Below are 16,570 nucleotides of genomic sequence, written 5' to 3' on the forward strand. Positions count from 1 at the left end.
ATCGTCCTTCCGGTGGTAATGACCGCGCTCCGTACCGGGGTAACTCTGATCGTCCTTCGCAGGGTGAGCGTCCCCCGTACCGGGGTAACTCCGATCGTCCAGCGCAGGGCGGGGAACGCAAGCCGTGGGCTAAGGATGGCGCACGTCCCGAGCGCAGCGATCGGCCCAGCAGCGATCGACCGCGCTCCGACAACGACAGCAAGCCGTGGACCCAGCGCGGCGGTTCGCCGAACCGTGCCGGCGCCCCGCGCGTGGATGCCGGCAAGAAATTGTGGACCCGCGACGGCGCCCCGGCCCGTAACGACCGCGATGCCCGCGTCGTCGAAGAGGAGATGACCGAGGAGCAGCGCATGCAGCGTGAGCTGCGTTCGGTGCGGCCGCGCCACGACGACCCGGAACTTCCCGACGACGTGTCGGCTAACGACCTGGACCGCATTGCCCGCAACGAGCTCAAGACCCTGACCAAGGAGAATGCCGAAACCGTCGGACGCCACCTAGCCATGGCTGCTCGCGTCATCGACGAGAACCCCCAGCTCGCCCACCTACACGTGATGAGTGCTGCCCGCCGGGCTGGGCGCATCGGTGTGGTGCGCGAAAGCCTGGCGATTACCGCCTACGCCACGGGTGACTTCGCTCTGGCCTTGCGCGAACTGCGCACCTACCGTCGCATCTCGGGCTTGAACGATCAGCTCCCCCTTATGGTCGACAGCGAACGCGGCGTCGGCCGTCCCGACCGTGCCCTCGAGCTGGGCCGTTCGGTTGACCGCGCCACACTGTCCCCATCCGTCCAGGTGGGCCTGGCCATCGCCATGTCTGGCGCACGCCTCGACCTCGGTGAAACAGATGCCGCACTCGTCGAGCTCGAAATTCCGCAGCTTAATCCCAACACGGCCTTCTCTTACAGCCCCGAACTGTTTGCCGCCTACGCAGAGGTGTTGACCGAACTCGGCAGGGAGAGCGAGGCCGATGAGTGGCTCGAACGCGCTTCGCGCGCCGATGCTGCCCTCGGAGCCTCCGGTGACGATGACGAAACCATCGAAATCGAAGAAATGGAAGAGGATGACGATGCTGCCCTCGCGTACTTCGCCGCTGACGCCGGGGATGACGACGATGCTGATGACGCCGTTACCGAAACTATGGACACCGCAGACGCAGAGGCCGACGTTGAGATCAACGTGACCGACGCCGAGGCCGACACCGCGGCAACCGCTACGCAAGACGATGAAACGGAGCCGGATGCTGCATCGCCGAAAGCCTGAGTCGGCGACGCCGCTGGCCGGTGTAGACGTACTTCTGGCAGACCTTGACGGTGTGGTGTACGCCGGCCCGGCGGCGATTCCCCTCGCCGTCGAGAGCCTGAACCGTGCCGCCGAGACCATCCGCGTGGGCTACATCACCAATAACGCCGCGCGCACCGACCAGTCGGTTGCCGACCACCTCACCCAGCTCGGGTTGAGCGTGGCGGCAGCGGATGTTGTCACGTCGCCCCAGGCGGCTGTGCGGCTACTGGCCGAGCAGGTGGAACCCGGCGCGAGCATCCTCGTCATTGGTGGTGACGGGCTCGTCGACGAGGTTCTCAAGGCCGGATTCGTCGTCACTCGGTCGGCCGACGACAAGCCCGCCGCCGTGATTCAGGGCTTCGCGCCAGAGCTCGGCTGGGTGCACCTCGCCGAGGCGGCTTTCGCGCTCAACGCCGACGGTGTCGGCACGGGCATTCCGTGGATCGCCACCAACACCGACTGGACCATTCCGGTCGCCCGCGGTATCGCCCCCGGCAACGGCACGCTCGTTTCCGCCGTGCATGCCGCCGTCGGTCGACTTCCACTCGTAGCTGGGAAACCCGAAGCGGCTATCTTTCTGGAGGCCACGCGGCGCTTCAGCGCGCAGAATGCGCTCTTCATCGGTGACCGACTCGACACGGATATTCTGGGCGCCAATCGGGCCGGAATCCCCGCCGTGCTTGTGCTCACCGGCATCGACCGGGCCAAACAGGCCCTCGCCGCCGACAAAGACTCCCGGCCGACGTTCATCATCGAAAACCTGCAACAGTTGCACGAGCCGTACCCGGAGACTGTGTTCTCCAAGGACGGCTCGACCGCCACGGTGAATGGAGCGAGCGTGCGCATCAACGGCAACGACGTGCAAATCGTCAAAGAGGGCGACGGCGGAATCAACCTGCTGCGCGCCGCGTGCGCCGCGATCTACCGATCCGGGCGCGCGATCTACGGGCTCAACGTTCCGGAGCGACTGTATCTCGCGCAGTAGCCTAGACAGTGTGAACCCCGAGCCTGTCATGCCCGAAGAAGAATCGCTTGATCTCGCGCCGCAGCTGGCCGACATCGAGACCCGGCCGCTCGAGATGCGCGCCGAAGCGTTCAAAGCGCTGCATGAGCAGCTGCGCGAACAGCTCGAGGACGCTGATATTGACGCGGCAGGCCGGGCATGACCGGCGCTGATACCCCCCACGACCATGAAACAGACACACCCATGCCTGAGTACCACGCTGATTCTGAACTGAACGACGCCGACCCGCTTGACGGGCTTCCAGAACGGATGCCCGACTCCCGTCTCGACGCCGCCCTGGCCGATCGTGGGCTGGTTCGCTCCCGCACCGCAGCGGCCAAACTCATCGCCGACGGCCTCGTCACGGTGAACGGTGTCCCGGTCGTGAAGGCCAGCACCAAAGTCTCAGCGGACGCCGTTCTCGAGGTGGCCGCGACCGACCACTACGTCAGCCGGGGCGCCCACAAACTCAACGCCGCGCTCGATGCCTTCAACCTCAGCGTCACCGGCCGTACGGCGCTCGACGCTGGGGCGAGTACCGGCGGTTTCAGCCAGGTACTGCTCGAACGTGGCGCCGCTCAGGTCATTGCTGCCGATGTCGGCCACGGCCAGCTTGCCGCGCAACTGCAGACCGAGCCGCGGCTGAAGCTGGTCGAGGGGTACAACATCCGCTATGCCACCCCGGAAACCCTCGCCGGAGCATCCGGAATCGACACCAGACCCGACCTCGTCGTGGCCGACCTGTCGTTCATCTCACTCACCACCGTCTTGCCGGCCCTCGTAGCCACGGCCGCACCGGGCGCCGACTTCGTGCTTTTGATCAAACCGCAGTTCGAGGTAGGCCGCGGTGGTATTCGTGAGGGCATCGTGCACGACAAGGGCCTCCGAAGCGACTCCGTGGCCGGTGTACTCTGGGCCGGCTGGGACCTCGGCCTGAAAACCTGCGGAGTCATCGCCTCGCCCATCATCGGGGCGGCCGGAAATCACGAGTACCTGTGCTGGATGAACGCCACGACCGGCACAAATCCGACAGAATGGATGGACCGGATCGAAACCATGGTGGGGGCGTGACGAAGTGAGCGAGACCCCGCGGTACTTTCTTATCGTCGCCCACACCGGCCGCGCCGACTCTGTCGAAGCCGCCTCGACGGTGTGTAAGCAGCTTCTGGCCTCCGGGACCGTGCCGGTGCTCGCCAGCGATGAACGTGCTGACCTTCTGGCCGCCTGTCCGGAGTTGAATGGTCATATCGCGATTCTCGGTGAGACGGTGCAAACTTCCGAGCTTGAGCTTGTCATCGTGCTCGGCGGAGACGGCACCATTCTGCGTTCGGCCGAACTCGTGCGTGGTTGCTCGGCCCCGCTGCTCGGAATCAATCTCGGTCACGTCGGTTTTCTCGCCGAGAGTGAGCGGGACGACCTCGGCGAGGCCGTGCGCCGCGCCCTCAAGGGCGACTATGAGGTCGAAGAACGACTCGCCCTGTCGGTGCGGGTCAAGGTGGCCGACGAGGTCGTCTACGAGACCTGGGCGTTGAACGAGGTCACCGTTGAGAAAGCCAGTCGCGAACGCATGATCGAGGTCGTCGTCGAGGTTGATGGACGCCCGCTTTCGTCGTTTGGCTGCGACGGTGTCGTACTCTCTACCCCGACCGGCTCGACCGCGTACTCGTTCTCGGCCGGCGGCCCCATTGTCTGGCCCGGCGTCGAAGCGCTGCTGCTGGTTCCGCTCAGCGCGCACGCACTGTTTGCGAGGCCACTCGTGGTCGGTCCGGACTCGTCACTGGCTGTCGAGGTGCTGTCCCGCACCGGCGCCCGTGCAGTGCTCTGCGCCGATGGTCGTCGTACTCAGGACCTGCCAACCGGCGCCCGTGTGATCGTGCGCCGCTCGGGCGTTCCGGTGCGATTGGCCCGCCTGCACATCGGCCCCTTCACCGACCGACTGGTCAACAAGTTCAACCTGCCGGTCACCGGCTGGCGCGGCCCGGTCGGCCGCGAGTGATCGACGAGCTGTTTATTCGCGACCTCGGCGTCATCGCCGAGGCGACGCTGCCGCTCGGCCCCGGTTTCACCGCCGTGACCGGGGAAACCGGCGCCGGCAAGACCATGGTGGTCACCGCGCTCGGACTCCTGCTCGGCGATCGAGCGGATGCTGGCACCGTGCGCCAGGGCCAGCCGCAGAGTTTCGTGCAGGGGCGTTGGGTGATCGACCCCGCCAGCGCGGTCGCCGACCGGGTGCGTGACGCCGGGGGAGACCTCGACGGACCCGAACTCATCCTCGGACGCTCCGTCTCGAGCGAGGGACGCAGCCGCGCGATGGTCGGGGGACGCGGAGCTCCGGCGAGCGTGCTCGGTGATCTACGCAACGACCTCGTTGTCGTGCACGGCCAGAGTGACCAGGTGCGTCTGCGCTCCGCCGCCGCCCAGCGTGACGCCCTCGACCGTTTCGCCGGACCCGAACTCGCCGCCGTGCTCGGCGACTACCAGCATGCCTTCCACCGCTGGCAGGCCAACCAGGTCGATCTCGACCGGCTCGTCACCGAACGAGACCTGCGAGCCCGCGAGGCCGACGAACTGCGCAGCGCGCTGACCGAGATTGAAACGGTTGCCCCACAACCCGGCGAGGACGCCGAGTTGGGTGAACGCGCCGAACGCCTCGGCAACCTCGAAGAACTACGCCTGGCCGGAGAGCAGGCCCGCCAGCTCATCTCCGCCGAAGACAACCCCGATGACGTGCCAGACGTCGTGGCCCTGCTCGAAGCCGCCAGGCGCGCCCTCGACCGGGTCGCCGCCCACGACGTGGCCCTGCCGCCGCTCGTCGCCGCCATCTCCAACGCGGGTTTCGTCGTTGCCGACATCGCTGCCGAACTCTCGAGCTACCTCGCCGGCCTCGATGCCGATGGTGCCCGCGAACTCGAAATCGTGCAGGAGCGGCGGGCCGAACTCGGCATTCTCGCCCGCAAGTACCCGGGCGGCCTCGAGGAAGCCATTGGGTTCCTCGACACCGGCAGCGCCCGCCTGCTCGAGCTCGATTCCGACTCTGACCGCATCGAGCAGCTCAGCGCCGAAGCGGATGCCGACCAAGAGCTCGTCACCGATCTCGCCGCTGCCCTCACGGCGTTACGCCTGGCGGCCGCGGTGCAACTCGGTGTTCGGGTGACCGCCGAACTCGGCGCGCTGGCGATGCCGGACGCCGTGCTGCTCGTGCAAATTGAAGCAGGCCCGGAGTTCACCGTCACTGGTATCGACCTCGTGCGCCTGCTCTTACAGCCGCACGCTGGCGCCGAGCCAAGAGCCCTGGCGCGCGGGGCATCCGGCGGCGAACTTTCTCGGGTGATGCTCGCCATCGAGGTCGTCATCAACGCGACCGACCCGGTTCCCACCTTTGTCTTTGACGAGATCGATGCCGGTGTGGGCGGAGCCGCCGCGATCGAAATTGGCCGCAGACTCGCGCGACTGGCCGAAACCGCCCAGGTTATCGTGGTCACCCATCTCGCCCAGGTCGCAGCGTTTGCCGGTAACCACCTCAGCGTCGTCAAAGACAGCGATGGATCCGTCACTGCCTCGAGCGTGCGCCAGCTTCGCGGCGACGACCGTGCTGCTGAAATGGCCCGCTTGCTTTCTGGCCTGCCCGACTCGAAGAGCGGTCTCGAACATGCCAGGGAACTTCTCGACCTTGCACAGCCCAACTCTCGTCCCCCTAAAAAGTAAGCGACAAATTTTCTGGTGATAGCATTGAAGCCCGTGGTGGAAAATATACTTACGGACAGATCAGACGGCACGACCAAGCACATCTTCGTGACCGGGGGCGTGGTTTCCTCGCTCGGTAAGGGCTTGACGGCGGCCAGTCTCGGTAATCTACTCACGGCACGCGGCCTGCGAGTCGTCATGCAGAAGCTCGACCCCTATCTCAACGTCGACCCGGGAACGATGAACCCGTTCCAGCACGGCGAGGTCTTCGTCACCGACGACGGCGCCGAAACCGACCTCGACATCGGGCACTACGAACGCTTTCTCGACATCAACCTCGGCCAGTCGGCCAACGTGACGACCGGGCAGATTTACTCGCAGGTCATTGCCAAGGAACGTCGCGGCGAGTACCTCGGCGACACCGTTCAGGTTATTCCCCACATCACCGACGAGATCAAGCGTCGCATGCGCCTGCAGGCCAGCGATGAGGTGCGCCCCGACGTCATCATCACCGAGGTCGGCGGCACGGTCGGAGACATCGAGAGCCAGCCGTTCCTCGAGGCCGCCCGCCAGGTGCGCCACGAACTCGGCCGCGGCAACGTCTTCTTCGTGCACGTGTCGCTCGTGCCGTTCCTCGGCGCAGCCGGCGAGCAAAAGACCAAGCCCACCCAGCACTCCGTCGCCACTCTGCGCTCGATCGGAATCCAGCCCGACGCCCTCGTGCTGCGCAGCGACCGGCCGGTGTCCGAGTCGAACAAGCGCAAAATCGCGCTCATGTGCGACGTCGACGAAGACGCTGTCGTGAACGCCGTCGACGTCGCCTCGATCTACGAGATCCCGACCATGCTGCACGACCAGGGCCTCGACAAGTACATCGTCACCGCCCTCGGCCTCACCGCGGACACGGTCGACTGGACCGGCTGGGAGAACCTGCTCGAAGCCGTGCGCCACCCCAAGCACGAGGTCACCATCGGCCTGGTCGGCAAGTACATCGACCTGCCGGATGCCTACCTCTCGGTCACCGAGGCGCTGCGAGCCGGCGGCTTCGCCAACCAGAGCAAGGTCAAAATCGTCTGGATCGGCTCGGACGATTGCGAAACCGACGAGGGAGCTGCCCGGCTGCTTGGTGAACTCGACGGCATTTGTGTACCCGGTGGGTTCGGAATTCGCGGAATCGAGGGCAAGCTCGGCGCCCTCAAATTCGCCCGCGAGAACGGCATCCCTGTGCTCGGCCTGTGCCTCGGTTTGCAGTGCATGGTCATCGAATACGCCCGGAACAAGGCCAGCCTGCCCGGAGCATCCTCGAGCGAATTCGATCCGGAAACCGAATTTCCGGTCATCGCGACCATGGAAGAGCAGGTCGAGATCATCGCCGGCGGAGACCTCGGCGGAACCATGCGCCTCGGCCTCTACCCGGCCACCCTCGCCGAAGGCTCTCTTGTCGCCGAACTGTACGGCGCCAATGAGGCCTCCGAACGTCACCGCCACCGCTATGAGGTCAACAACGCTTTCCGCGACCAGATCGCCCTGGCCGGCCTGTGGTTCTCCGGCACCAGCCCCGACCGCCACCTGGTCGAGTACGTCGAGCTCAAGCGCGAGGAGCACCCGTTCTACGTTGGAACCCAGGCCCACCCGGAGCTGCGGTCACGGCCGAACCACGCCCATCCGTTGTTTCGCGGTCTGATCAAGGCCGCGCTCGACCGCCAGGAGGCCAGCCGCTTGTTCGAGGTGAAAGAAGAGCTCAGTGCCTGAAGATCTGCTGCAGGATGACGTTGTACCGGTTCAGGTAACCGCGAGCGAGGTCGTCTTTGACGGCGCCATCTGGAACGTGCGCCGCGACTCGTTCGCTTACAATGCCGCGAGCATCACCCGCGAGTACATCGATCACCCCGGCGCGGTCGCTGTGCTGGCCCTCGACGAACAGGACCGCGTGCTCTTGATCAAGCAGTACCGGCACCCGACCGGCCTGCGCGGCTGGGAACTGCCGGCCGGGCTGCTGGATATTGCCGGTGAGAACGCCGTCGTCGGCGCCCAGCGCGAGCTGGCTGAAGAAGCGGATGTCGTCGCCACCGAGTGGGCGCTGCTGACCGAGTTCTATACCTCGCCGGGTGGCAGCAACGAAGCCATTCGGGTTTACCTCGCGCGGGGAGTCTCGGCGATCGCCGCATTCGAACGCACCCACGAAGAAGCCGATATCGAAACGCGCTGGGTATCGCTCGACGAGTGCGTCGACGCAGTGATGGCCAGGCGCGTCTCCAACCCGATTATGATCGTGGGCATTCTGGCCGCCCAGGTGGCTCGGTCACGCGGCTGGAGCGCGCTTGCACCCGCGGATTCGCCGTGGCCGCGCCATCCGCGCAGCACTCAGTCGCCCGGCCTGCACATCACGGTCTGAGCATGACGACCGTCGGGACGGCGGTGGACTCCTACCTGCGGCACGTGGCGGTCGAACGCGGCCTCGCCGTGAACACCGTCGCGGCCTACCGCCGCGATCTCGGGCTGTACACGGCGTGGCTGGCGGTTGATTCTCCAGACGATCCACCCAGACCGATCACCGACCTGCGGTCGGTCACTCGGCGTCACATCTCATCGTTTGTGCAGCATCTCGGCCTGCGCGCGGAAGCCCCGCTGACGGCGGCGTCGATCGCCCGTGTCCTCTCGACCGTGCGCGGATTCCACCGCTTTCTGCTCGATGAGGGCCTCGTCGAAGCCGATGTCGCGCACGACACCAAACCCCCCAAACTCGCCCTGCGCCTACCCAAGGCGATTTCGATCGAACAGGTCAGCGCGCTGCTGGCGGCGACCGACGGCGACGACGTTCAGCGGCTGCGCGATAAGGCCCTGCTCGAACTGCTCTACGCCACCGGCGCCCGGGTGAGCGAGGTGGTCAACCTCAACGTCGATGATGTGCTCGTGGAGGTGTTTGACTCGGTGCGCCTCACCGGAAAGGGCGACAAACAGCGCATCGTGCCGGTCGGCAGCTTCGCGCGCGCCGCCGTCTCGGACTACCTCGTGCGGGCCCGGCCGATGCTGTCGGCGCGCGGACGCTCGACGCCGGCCCTGTTCCTCGGCCTGCGCGGACAACGGGTCAGCCGACAGAACGCCTGGCTGATCATTCGCGCCGCCGCCGAGCGCGCCGGGCTCACGGTGCCAGTGTCGCCGCACACCCTGCGACACTCGTTTGCGACGCACCTGCTCGCCGGCGGCGCCGACGTGCGTGTCGTGCAGGAACTTCTCGGTCATTCCTCGGTCGCCACCACCCAGATCTACACCCTGGTCACCATCGACACCCTGCGTGACATGTACACGACGGCCCACCCGCGGGCGCGGTAGCCACCTCGGGGCTACTTCAGTTGGCCGCGAATTTCGCCGCCAGGGAACGTGGGTGTGTGCACGTTGATGTAGTAAGCGCGGGGGTTGGCGCTGATGGCCTGGAGCAGGGCGGGGTCGGCGGTCGCGCAACTCTGCACCGTCCAGCTGGTGCCGGAGCCGACAATAAGGGGGATGACGACCGGGCCGGCGACCGTACGGGGCGCCAGGTGTACGTGGCCCGCCACAGCAGGCACCGACAGGTTTCGCGCCGTCATGGTGTAGCACAGTTGGTCACCGCTGATGGAATAGCTAAAGGAACCACTCGCCCCAGTGTCTGCCCCAGTCGTTTCCTGACCGTTGTTCAGCGGGATCGCGGGTCCGCCATCCGGTCTGGCCACGGCGACACCGGTGTTGGCCGCGGTCAGAGCCGCCACGGCCGCCACGATCGCGAGTGCCTGCAGACCGCCAAATTTCTTCGTGCTCATGATTCGTCCTCTGGTCGATGAAAGTTCTCAGTGCCGTCACGCTACCCGCGGTTAGCGCGGTGCGCAACGCGTGGTCGTGTCCCGGCGGTGCCCGGGAAACATCACCGTGAAAAGCAGCCTCGGCGGGTTCGCGTCTCGAAACGTATCGCTCAAATAGTCGCGGGTGCGCTCCAGCCACAACGGCGACGGATGCTGCCGGCTGAGTCGCCGAGACGGGGCTACGCGGCGATCCTTGCGGCGACCAGCCGTTGCACTCGCTACAATCGACCAAGTGATGGGTGCAGGACAAATCAAGGACGGGCCAGTGACGCGTAAGTTGAGCGAGCGAATTTCGCTACCCGGTTTCGACGACGCTCCGGTAGGTCCGACGGGACGTGAAAAACACGAATTCACCGAACCGGTGCCGCTGAAGAGCCACGGTCCCGCTCGCATCATCTCCCTCTGCAACCAAAAAGGTGGCGTCGGTAAGACCACGACGACCATCAACCTCGGCGCAGCTTTGGCCAGCTACGGCCGTCGCGTGCTCGCCGTCGACTTCGACCCGCAGGGCGCACTCTCAGCCGGTCTCGGCGTGCCCACCCACGACGTCACCACCATCTACGACCTGCTGCTCGATGGCAAGGTCGACCCGAGAGACGCAATCCAGCCGACTTCGGTCGAGGGACTCGACGTCATCCCGGCCAACATCGATTTGTCCGCCGCCGAGGTGCACCTGGTCAACGAGGTCGCCCGCGAGCAGATCCTGGCGCGGGTGCTGCGCAAGGTCTCGGGCGACTACGACGTCATCCTCATCGACTGCCAGCCGTCGCTCGGCATCCTCACGGTGAACGCGCTTACCGCCAGCCACGGCGTGCTGATTCCGCTCGAGTGCGAATTCTTCGCGCTGCGCGGCGTCGCGCTGCTCATCGAGACCATCGATAAGGTGCGCGACCGGCTCAACCCCGCCATCGAACTCGACGGCATTCTCGCCACCATGTACGACTCCCGCACCCTGCACTCCCGCGAGGTGCTCGAGCGCGTCGTCGACGCCTTCGGCCACAGCGTGCTGGAGACCGTCATCGGCCGCACCGTGAAATTTCCCGACGCGAGCGTGGCCGGGGTGCCCATCACCGACTTCGCGCCCGAGCACGCTGCTGCCAAAGCCTACCTGCAGGTGGCCCGCGAACTGATCCACCGTGGCGCAGTCGCCTAGCGCGGCCGAGAAGCCCGCGTTTTCGGTCGCCCTCGGCAACTTCGAGGGCCCGTTCGACCTGCTGTTGAAACTCATCACCCGGCACGAACTCGACATCACCGAGATTTCGCTCAGCCAGGTGACCGACGAGTTCATCTCGTACCTGCGCGGCCTCGACGCGGCCGAGGAACTTGACCAGGCAACCGAATTTCTGGTCGTTGCCGCGACGCTTCTCGATCTCAAGGTGGCCGGCCTGCTGCCACAGGGTGAACTGGTTGATGCCGAAGACGTGGCCCTGCTCGAAGCACGTGACCTGCTGTTCGCTCGCCTGCTGCAGTACCGCGCCTTCAAAGAAGCCGCGACCTGGTTCACCGGCCAGCTCGACATCGAGACCCACCGTCACGTGCGGTCGGTGCGGCTCGAGGAGAAGTACCGTCAGAAGACCCCAGAGCTGGTCTGGACGCTCTCGCTCGCCGACTTTGCCGCGCTGGCCGCCGTAGCCCTTGCACCACGCGAGCTGCCCGTTGTGGGCTTGGAGCACCTGCACGCGCCGCTGGTCAGTATCCGCGAGCAGGCCGCCTACGTCGTCGCCATGCTGCAGCCGGGGGAGCCGGTCTCGTTCCGGGCGCTCATCGCTGGCGTTGACCTGAAGGGTGTCATCATCGCCCGCTTTCTCGCGGTGCTCGAGCTGTATCGCCATGGTGCCCTTTCTTTTGACCAAATCGAGCCCCTCGGCGAGCTCATCCTGCGCTTGAGCGGCCGGTCGCTCGACGGGCGCGAGTGGTCCGACGAAAATCTCGCTTCGCTCGGAGCTGACTATGACAACTGAGTTCAGAAATAATGCAAACCAGGCCGCGGACGCCCGGTCGCGCACCGGGCAAACGGATGCCGCAGCATCCGTTTCGCACCAATCCCACGCCCTCGACCGCCAGCTCGAAGCCGTCTTCATGATCGCCGACGAGCCCCAGGGCCTGGTGCACCTCGCGACCGCAGTGGGGCGGCCGATCACGGAGGTGGCGCAAGCCGTTGCCCGCCTGGTCGCCGATTTCGATGGCGTTAAGGCACCGGACGGTACGTCGACGGTGCGCCGCGGTTTTGAATTGCGCGAGGTGGCCGGCGGCTGGCGCATGTACGTGCGCGCCACGCACGACGAGCTCGTGACCGACTTTGTGCTGACCCAGAATCCCAGCCGGCTCAGCCAGGCAGCGCTCGAAACCCTCGCCGTGATTGCGTACAAGCAGCCGATCAATCGTGGGCAGGTCGCGAGCATTCGCGCCGTCAGTGTCGACTCCGTCGTGCGCACCCTGCTCGGTCGCGGCCTCATCACCGAGGCCTTCACCGACAGTGAAACCGGCGCGATCAACTACGCCACCACAGACTTGCTGCTCACCCAGCTCGGAATCAACTCGCTTGACGAGTTACCCCACCTATCGCCGTTACTCGACGGCGGCACCGACGGATTCGAGGATCTACTTTGACCCAGGACAACACGCCCAGCGCCAATCCGACCAATGACGGTGCGCCCCGCGACCCCAACTTCAATCCAGAGGCAGCAGCCGACGGTGTGCGGCTGCAGAAGGTGCTCGCCTCGGCCGGAGTCGCCAGCCGCCGCGTCTCCGAAGACCTGATCACCTCGGGCCGCGTGCGCGTGAACGGCAAGGTCGTCACCGAGCTCGGCCGCCGCGTGCATCCTGAGACCGACCAGGTCGCCGTCGACAATGTGGCGGTGCAGCTCGACACCACCCGTCGCTACCTCATGCTCAACAAGCCGGTCGGCGTCGTCTCCTCGATGCAGGACGAAAGCGGACGACCCGACCTGCGCGAATTTACCGACCAGTTCGACGAACGTCTGTTCAACGTGGGCCGGCTCGACGCCCAGACCAGCGGCCTGCTCATTCTTACCAACGACGGTGACCTCGCGCACGTGCTCGCGCATCCGTCCTTCGGCGTCTCCAAGACCTATATCGCCAAGGTCGAGGGCCGTGTCTCGCCGCAGACCATCGGTCAGCTGCAAAGCGGCATCGAGCTCGACGACGGCCCCATCCACGCCGACAAGGCCCGCATCCTCACGAGCCCTCCCGGCGGTGGGCACAGCATGGTCGAGCTCACCCTGCATTCCGGCCGCAACCGTATCGTGCGACGGATGCTCGACGCCGTCGGTCATCCCGTGGTCGACCTCGTGCGTCGCCAATTCGGACCGTTGAACCTCGGCACCCTGCAGCAGGGTGCCGTGCGTGAACTCACCCGCGAAGAACTCGGCCAGCTGCTCACCGTGTCCCGTCAGGCGCCGAGCGCGCGCCCTGACGCGAACTAACGACAGCGACGGGAGGACATAACCATGGCTGAAAGCCGCCTCGTCGGCCCGGTGCGCATCGTCGGCGTCGGCCTGCTCGGAACCAGCGTGGGCCTCGGCTTGCGGGGTCGCAAGATCGAGACGATTCTTGCCGACGCGTCCCCGACCAACCTGCGCATCGCCATCGACTATGGCGCCGGCCGCGCCGCGCAGCCGGGCGACCAACCGCAACTGATCGTGGTGTGCGTGCCCCCCGATGTCACCGCCGAAATCGTCGCCCGCGAGCTCGAGGCTTACCCGGGCGCGATCGTGACGGATGTCGCGAGTGTCAAGCTCGCGCCGCTCGCCGAGCTGCGCGAGCGCGGAGCCGATATCAGCCGTTACATCGGGTCGCATCCGCTCGCCGGTCGGGAGAAGGGCGGCCCCCTCTCCGGCCGCGCTGATCTGTTCATCGGCCGCCCCTGGGTTGTGGCCGCGCACGACGCGATCAGTTACCAGCAGGCCGGTGCGCTCGACGACCTCATCCTCGACCTCGGCGCGATCCTGGTCGAGATGACGCCGGAAGAGCACGACCTCGGCGTTGCGTTGGTTTCGCACGTGCCGCAGGTCATTTCCAGTCTGATGGCCCGCCGCCTTACCGGAGCGGCACATTCTTCGCTCAACCTGGCCGGCCAGGGCCTGCGCGACGTGACCCGGGTCGCCGCGAGCGACCCCGATCTGTGGGTGCAGATTCTCGGCGCTAACGCCGGCCCGGTGCGTGATGTGCTGCTGGCCTACCGTGATGACCTCGACCGGTTCATCGACGCCCTCGAAGATCCGGCCGCGCCCGGATCTCAGCGCCAGGTCGCCGAAGAACTCGCCGGCGGAAACGCCGGGGTGGCCCGTTTGCCCGGTAAACACGGGCAGGACCGCCGGTTCTCCTCGATGGTCGTCATGGTCAACGACCAGCCCGGCCAGATCGCTCGCCTGCTTAACGACATCGGAGAACTCGATGTTAACCTCGAAGACTTACGCTTGGAACACTCGCCGGGCGCCCAGATCGGTCTCGCCGAAATCTCTGTCCTGCCCGGCGCCGTCGCTCGCCTCGCCGAAGAGCTGGCCGCGCGCGGCTGGCGGATTGCTGGTTAACCTACATGGCACGTCACACCCTCCCCACCCTCGTCGCCATCGATGGGCCGGCCGGCAGCGGCAAGTCGAGCGTGAGCCGTGCCGCCGCACGCCGCCTCGGTTTCGCCTACCTCGACACCGGCGCCGCCTACCGCGCGCTGGCCTGGTTGGCGCTTGAGCGCAAGACAGACAACACCCAAGCGGATGCCATCACCGCGCTCCTCAAAGACTTCGATTATTCGATCGGTACCGACCCAGACGAATACTTCGTCACGGTGGGGCAGACCGACGTGACCGACGCCATCCGCTCACCGGAGGTCAGTGCAGCGGTCAGCGCTGTCGCCCGCGTTCCCGCGGTGCGGGGCGCGCTCACCGAACTGTTTCGCAGCATCGCCGAGAACGTGGATCGGCCCGGCGTCATCATCGAAGGACGCGACATCACGACCATCGTCGCCCCGGAGGCGGAGGTGCGCATTCTACTCACGGCTACCGAAGAGGCTAGAATGACTAGACGCTCTGCGGAAATAACGACCCAATCGGCTGAAACCGTGGCAGAACAGCTACGATCACGCGATCGCGCTGACTCACAGGTTGTCGATTTCATGAGCGCTGCAGACGGTGTCATAACCGTCGACTCCACCCATCTCGACTTCGAGCAGACCATTGAAGCGGTCATCGACGTCTACCACACATGCACGAAGCGGGCTTTGAATGAGTAACGAATACGACGACACGAGCACAGCGCTCGACACCGAGCTGGCCGAACGACTCGCCAACCTCGATGAGGAACTGGCCACCCGGCGTTCCGCCGCGCTGCGCACGGACCTCGACAACTACGACCTCGACGAGGAAGACCTCGACGTACTGCAGGCCGTCACCGACGACCCCGACGCGATCCAGTACCTGCCTGCCGTTCCGGTGATCGCCATTGTCGGTCGTCCGAACGTGGGCAAGTCGGCGTTGGTCAACCGTATTCTCGGCCGTCGTGAGGCCGTCGTCGAGGACACACCCGGCGTGACGCGTGACCGCGTCGCGTACAAGGGAGACTGGAACGAACGCAAGTTCAGCCTGGTCGATACCGGTGGCTGGGAGCCGGACGCCAAGGGCATCGACGCGTCCGTCGCAGCCCAAGCCGAGATCGCCATTGACCTGTCCGACCTGGTCATGTTTGTCGTCGACTCCAACGTGGGCCCAACTTCGACCGACGAGGCCGTCGTACGCATGCTGCGCAAGAGTGGCAAGCCGGTCTTTTTGGTTGCCAACAAGGTCGACGACGTGCGCCAGGAGCCCGAAGCGGCCAGTCTGTGGTCGCTCGGCCTCGGCCAGCCGTGGCCGGTCTCCGCCCTGCACGGTCGTGGTGTTGCCGACCTGCTCGACGCGATTCTGCTTGTGCTGCCCGAAATTTCCAATGTCGCCAAGCAGGAGGTCGGCGGCCCGCGCCGCGTGGCCATCCTCGGCCGCCCGAACGTCGGCAAGTCCAGCTTGCTCAACAAGGTTGTGGGGGAGGAGCGGGTTGTCGTCAACGAGCTCGCCGGCACGACCCGCGACCCGGTTGACGAGCAGGTTGAACTCGGCGGTAAAGTCTGGCGTTTCGTCGACACCGCCGGCATTCGCCGTCGTGTGCATCTCTCGCAGGGCGCTGACTTCTACGCCTCCCTGCGCACCAGCGCCGCTCTCGAAAAGGCCGAGGTTGCCGTTGTTCTGCTCGACGTGACCGAGGTCATCAGCGAGCAGGATATTCGCGTCATTGACCTCGTCATCGAGTCGGGCCGCGCACTCGTGCTCGCCTTCAACAAGTGGGACCAGATCGACGACGACCGCCGCCGCTACCTTGAGCGAGAGATCGAGCAGGACTTGGCGCACGTGGCCTGGGCCCCGCGTGTGAACATCTCGGCCAAAACCGGTCGCCACATGGAAAAGCTGGTTCCAGCGCTCGAGCTCGCGCTCGAATCGTGGGACACTCGCATCGCCACGGGCAAGTTCAACGCCTTCCTGGCCGAGCTCGCTGCCGCCCATCCGCACCCCGTGCGCAGCGGCAAGCAGCCTCGAATTTTGTTCGGCACCCAGGCCTCGAGCCGCCCGCCGACGTTTGTGGTGTTCACCACCGGATTCCTCGACCCGGGCTACCGCCGCTACATCCAGCGACGCCTGCGCGAGATCTACGGCTTCGAAGGCAGCCCGATCAACCTCAGCATGCGCGTACGCGAGAAGCGCAAACGCTAGATTCCCAGATTC

At 65.8% G+C, this 16,570-nt stretch carries 16 protein-coding genes and 1 pseudogene; 16 read left to right on the forward strand and 1 reads right to left on the reverse strand.

From position 1 onward, the window contains the following. The 9 genes and pseudogenes from E3T39_RS06995 to xerD all read left to right on the forward strand — a co-directional run. Window positions 1–1,259, forward strand: a pseudogene (locus E3T39_RS06995) (primosomal protein); the annotation flags it as partial. Further along, window positions 1,237–2,265, forward strand: a complete 1,029-nt coding sequence (locus E3T39_RS07000) for an HAD-IIA family hydrolase (RefSeq protein WP_134514015.1) — start codon at window positions 1,237–1,239, stop codon at window positions 2,263–2,265. The pseudogene E3T39_RS06995 and the gene E3T39_RS07000, both read left to right, overlap by 23 nt. A gap of 10 nt (window positions 2,266–2,275) precedes the next feature. After that, window positions 2,276–2,446 (forward strand): hypothetical protein, encoded by a 171-nt coding sequence (locus E3T39_RS16145; RefSeq protein WP_166784074.1) that lies wholly within the window; start codon window positions 2,276–2,278, stop codon window positions 2,444–2,446. A gap of 107 nt (window positions 2,447–2,553) precedes the next feature. Further along, window positions 2,554–3,354: a TlyA family RNA methyltransferase gene (locus E3T39_RS07005; RefSeq protein WP_134514170.1), complete on the forward strand. Its 801-nt coding sequence runs from the start codon at window positions 2,554–2,556 to the stop codon at window positions 3,352–3,354. Window positions 3,355–3,358: 4 nt separating this feature from the next. Beyond that, window positions 3,359–4,279 (forward strand): NAD kinase, encoded by a 921-nt coding sequence (locus E3T39_RS07010; protein WP_134514016.1) that lies wholly within the window; start codon window positions 3,359–3,361, stop codon window positions 4,277–4,279. Beyond that, window positions 4,276–5,988, forward strand: coding sequence for a DNA repair protein RecN (gene recN / locus E3T39_RS07015; RefSeq protein ID WP_134514017.1), 1,713 nt, complete (start codon window positions 4,276–4,278; stop codon window positions 5,986–5,988). The genes E3T39_RS07010 and recN overlap by 4 nt, the downstream gene beginning before the upstream one ends. A gap of 33 nt (window positions 5,989–6,021) precedes the next feature. Continuing rightward, a complete protein-coding gene (locus E3T39_RS07020; RefSeq protein ID WP_241979569.1) occupies window positions 6,022–7,719 on the forward strand; it encodes a CTP synthase in 1,698 nt (565 codons plus the stop codon). Further along, entirely contained in the window at window positions 7,712–8,362 is a 651-nt protein-coding gene (locus E3T39_RS07025) for an NUDIX domain-containing protein (protein WP_134514018.1), read from the forward strand. Before E3T39_RS07020 ends, E3T39_RS07025 begins: the two co-directional genes overlap by 8 nt. 2 nt (window positions 8,363–8,364) lie before the next feature. After that, a complete protein-coding gene (gene xerD, locus E3T39_RS07030; protein ID WP_134514019.1) occupies window positions 8,365–9,300 on the forward strand; it encodes a site-specific tyrosine recombinase XerD in 936 nt (311 codons plus the stop codon). A gap of 11 nt (window positions 9,301–9,311) precedes the next feature. Here the strand turns inward: xerD and E3T39_RS07035 are convergent, their stop codons facing one another. Beyond that, a complete protein-coding gene (locus E3T39_RS07035; protein ID WP_134514020.1) occupies window positions 9,312–9,764 on the reverse strand; it encodes a CHRD domain-containing protein in 453 nt (150 codons plus the stop codon). Window positions 9,765–10,038: 274 nt separating this feature from the next. Between E3T39_RS07035 and E3T39_RS07040 the strand changes: the two genes are divergently transcribed. The 7 genes from E3T39_RS07040 to der all read left to right on the forward strand — a co-directional run bounded on the left by E3T39_RS07040 (window position 10,039) and on the right by der (window position 16,558). Continuing rightward, window positions 10,039–10,956: a ParA family protein gene (locus tag E3T39_RS07040; protein WP_134514172.1), complete on the forward strand. Its 918-nt coding sequence runs from the start codon at window positions 10,039–10,041 to the stop codon at window positions 10,954–10,956. Beyond that, window positions 10,940–11,764 (forward strand): segregation and condensation protein A, encoded by an 825-nt coding sequence (locus E3T39_RS07045; protein ID WP_134514021.1) that lies wholly within the window; start codon window positions 10,940–10,942, stop codon window positions 11,762–11,764. Before E3T39_RS07040 ends, E3T39_RS07045 begins: the two co-directional genes overlap by 17 nt. After that, window positions 11,754–12,413 (forward strand): SMC-Scp complex subunit ScpB, encoded by a 660-nt coding sequence (gene scpB, locus E3T39_RS07050; RefSeq protein WP_134514022.1) that lies wholly within the window; start codon window positions 11,754–11,756, stop codon window positions 12,411–12,413. Before E3T39_RS07045 ends, scpB begins: the two co-directional genes overlap by 11 nt. Window positions 12,414–12,499: 86 nt before the next feature. Then, window positions 12,500–13,249, forward strand: a complete 750-nt coding sequence (locus tag E3T39_RS07055; protein WP_241979591.1) for a pseudouridine synthase — start codon at window positions 12,500–12,502, stop codon at window positions 13,247–13,249. Window positions 13,250–13,273: 24 nt separating this feature from the next. Next, window positions 13,274–14,356 (forward strand): prephenate dehydrogenase, encoded by a 1,083-nt coding sequence (locus E3T39_RS07060; RefSeq protein ID WP_134514024.1) that lies wholly within the window; start codon window positions 13,274–13,276, stop codon window positions 14,354–14,356. Between the two features lie 5 nt (window positions 14,357–14,361). Continuing rightward, on the forward strand, window positions 14,362–15,054 hold the full coding sequence (gene cmk, locus E3T39_RS07065) for a (d)CMP kinase (protein ID WP_134514025.1): 693 nt from the start codon (window positions 14,362–14,364) through the stop codon (window positions 15,052–15,054). Beyond that, window positions 15,047–16,558, forward strand: a complete 1,512-nt coding sequence (gene der / locus E3T39_RS07070) for a ribosome biogenesis GTPase Der (RefSeq protein ID WP_105034556.1) — start codon at window positions 15,047–15,049, stop codon at window positions 16,556–16,558. The genes cmk and der overlap by 8 nt, the downstream gene beginning before the upstream one ends. Window positions 16,559–16,570: the final 12 nt, after the last annotated feature.

The organism is Cryobacterium suzukii, assembly GCF_004403185.1.
Lineage (GTDB): Bacteria > Actinomycetota > Actinomycetes > Actinomycetales > Microbacteriaceae > Cryobacterium > Cryobacterium suzukii.

What these genes read in the sequence shown, in the direction of transcription:
- E3T39_RS07000 (WP_134514015.1), top strand. Translation starts at nt 1,237, where the DNA reads ATGCTGCATCGCCGAAAGCCTGAGTCGGCGACGCCGCTGGCCGGTGTA.
- E3T39_RS07005 (WP_134514170.1), top strand. Translation starts at nt 2,554, where the DNA reads ATGCCCGACTCCCGTCTCGACGCCGCCCTGGCCGATCGTGGGCTGGTT.
- xerD (WP_134514019.1), top strand. Translation starts at nt 8,365, where the DNA reads ATGACGACCGTCGGGACGGCGGTGGACTCCTACCTGCGGCACGTGGCG.
- E3T39_RS07035 (WP_134514020.1), bottom strand. Translation starts at nt 9,764, where the DNA reads ATGAGCACGAAGAAATTTGGCGGTCTGCAGGCACTCGCGATCGTGGCG.
- E3T39_RS07040 (WP_134514172.1), top strand. Translation starts at nt 10,039, where the DNA reads ATGGGTGCAGGACAAATCAAGGACGGGCCAGTGACGCGTAAGTTGAGC.
- scpB (WP_134514022.1), top strand. Translation starts at nt 11,754, where the DNA reads ATGACAACTGAGTTCAGAAATAATGCAAACCAGGCCGCGGACGCCCGG.
- E3T39_RS07060 (WP_134514024.1), top strand. Translation starts at nt 13,274, where the DNA reads ATGGCTGAAAGCCGCCTCGTCGGCCCGGTGCGCATCGTCGGCGTCGGC.
- cmk (WP_134514025.1), top strand. Translation starts at nt 14,362, where the DNA reads ATGGCACGTCACACCCTCCCCACCCTCGTCGCCATCGATGGGCCGGCC.
- der (WP_105034556.1), top strand. Translation starts at nt 15,047, where the DNA reads ATGAGTAACGAATACGACGACACGAGCACAGCGCTCGACACCGAGCTG.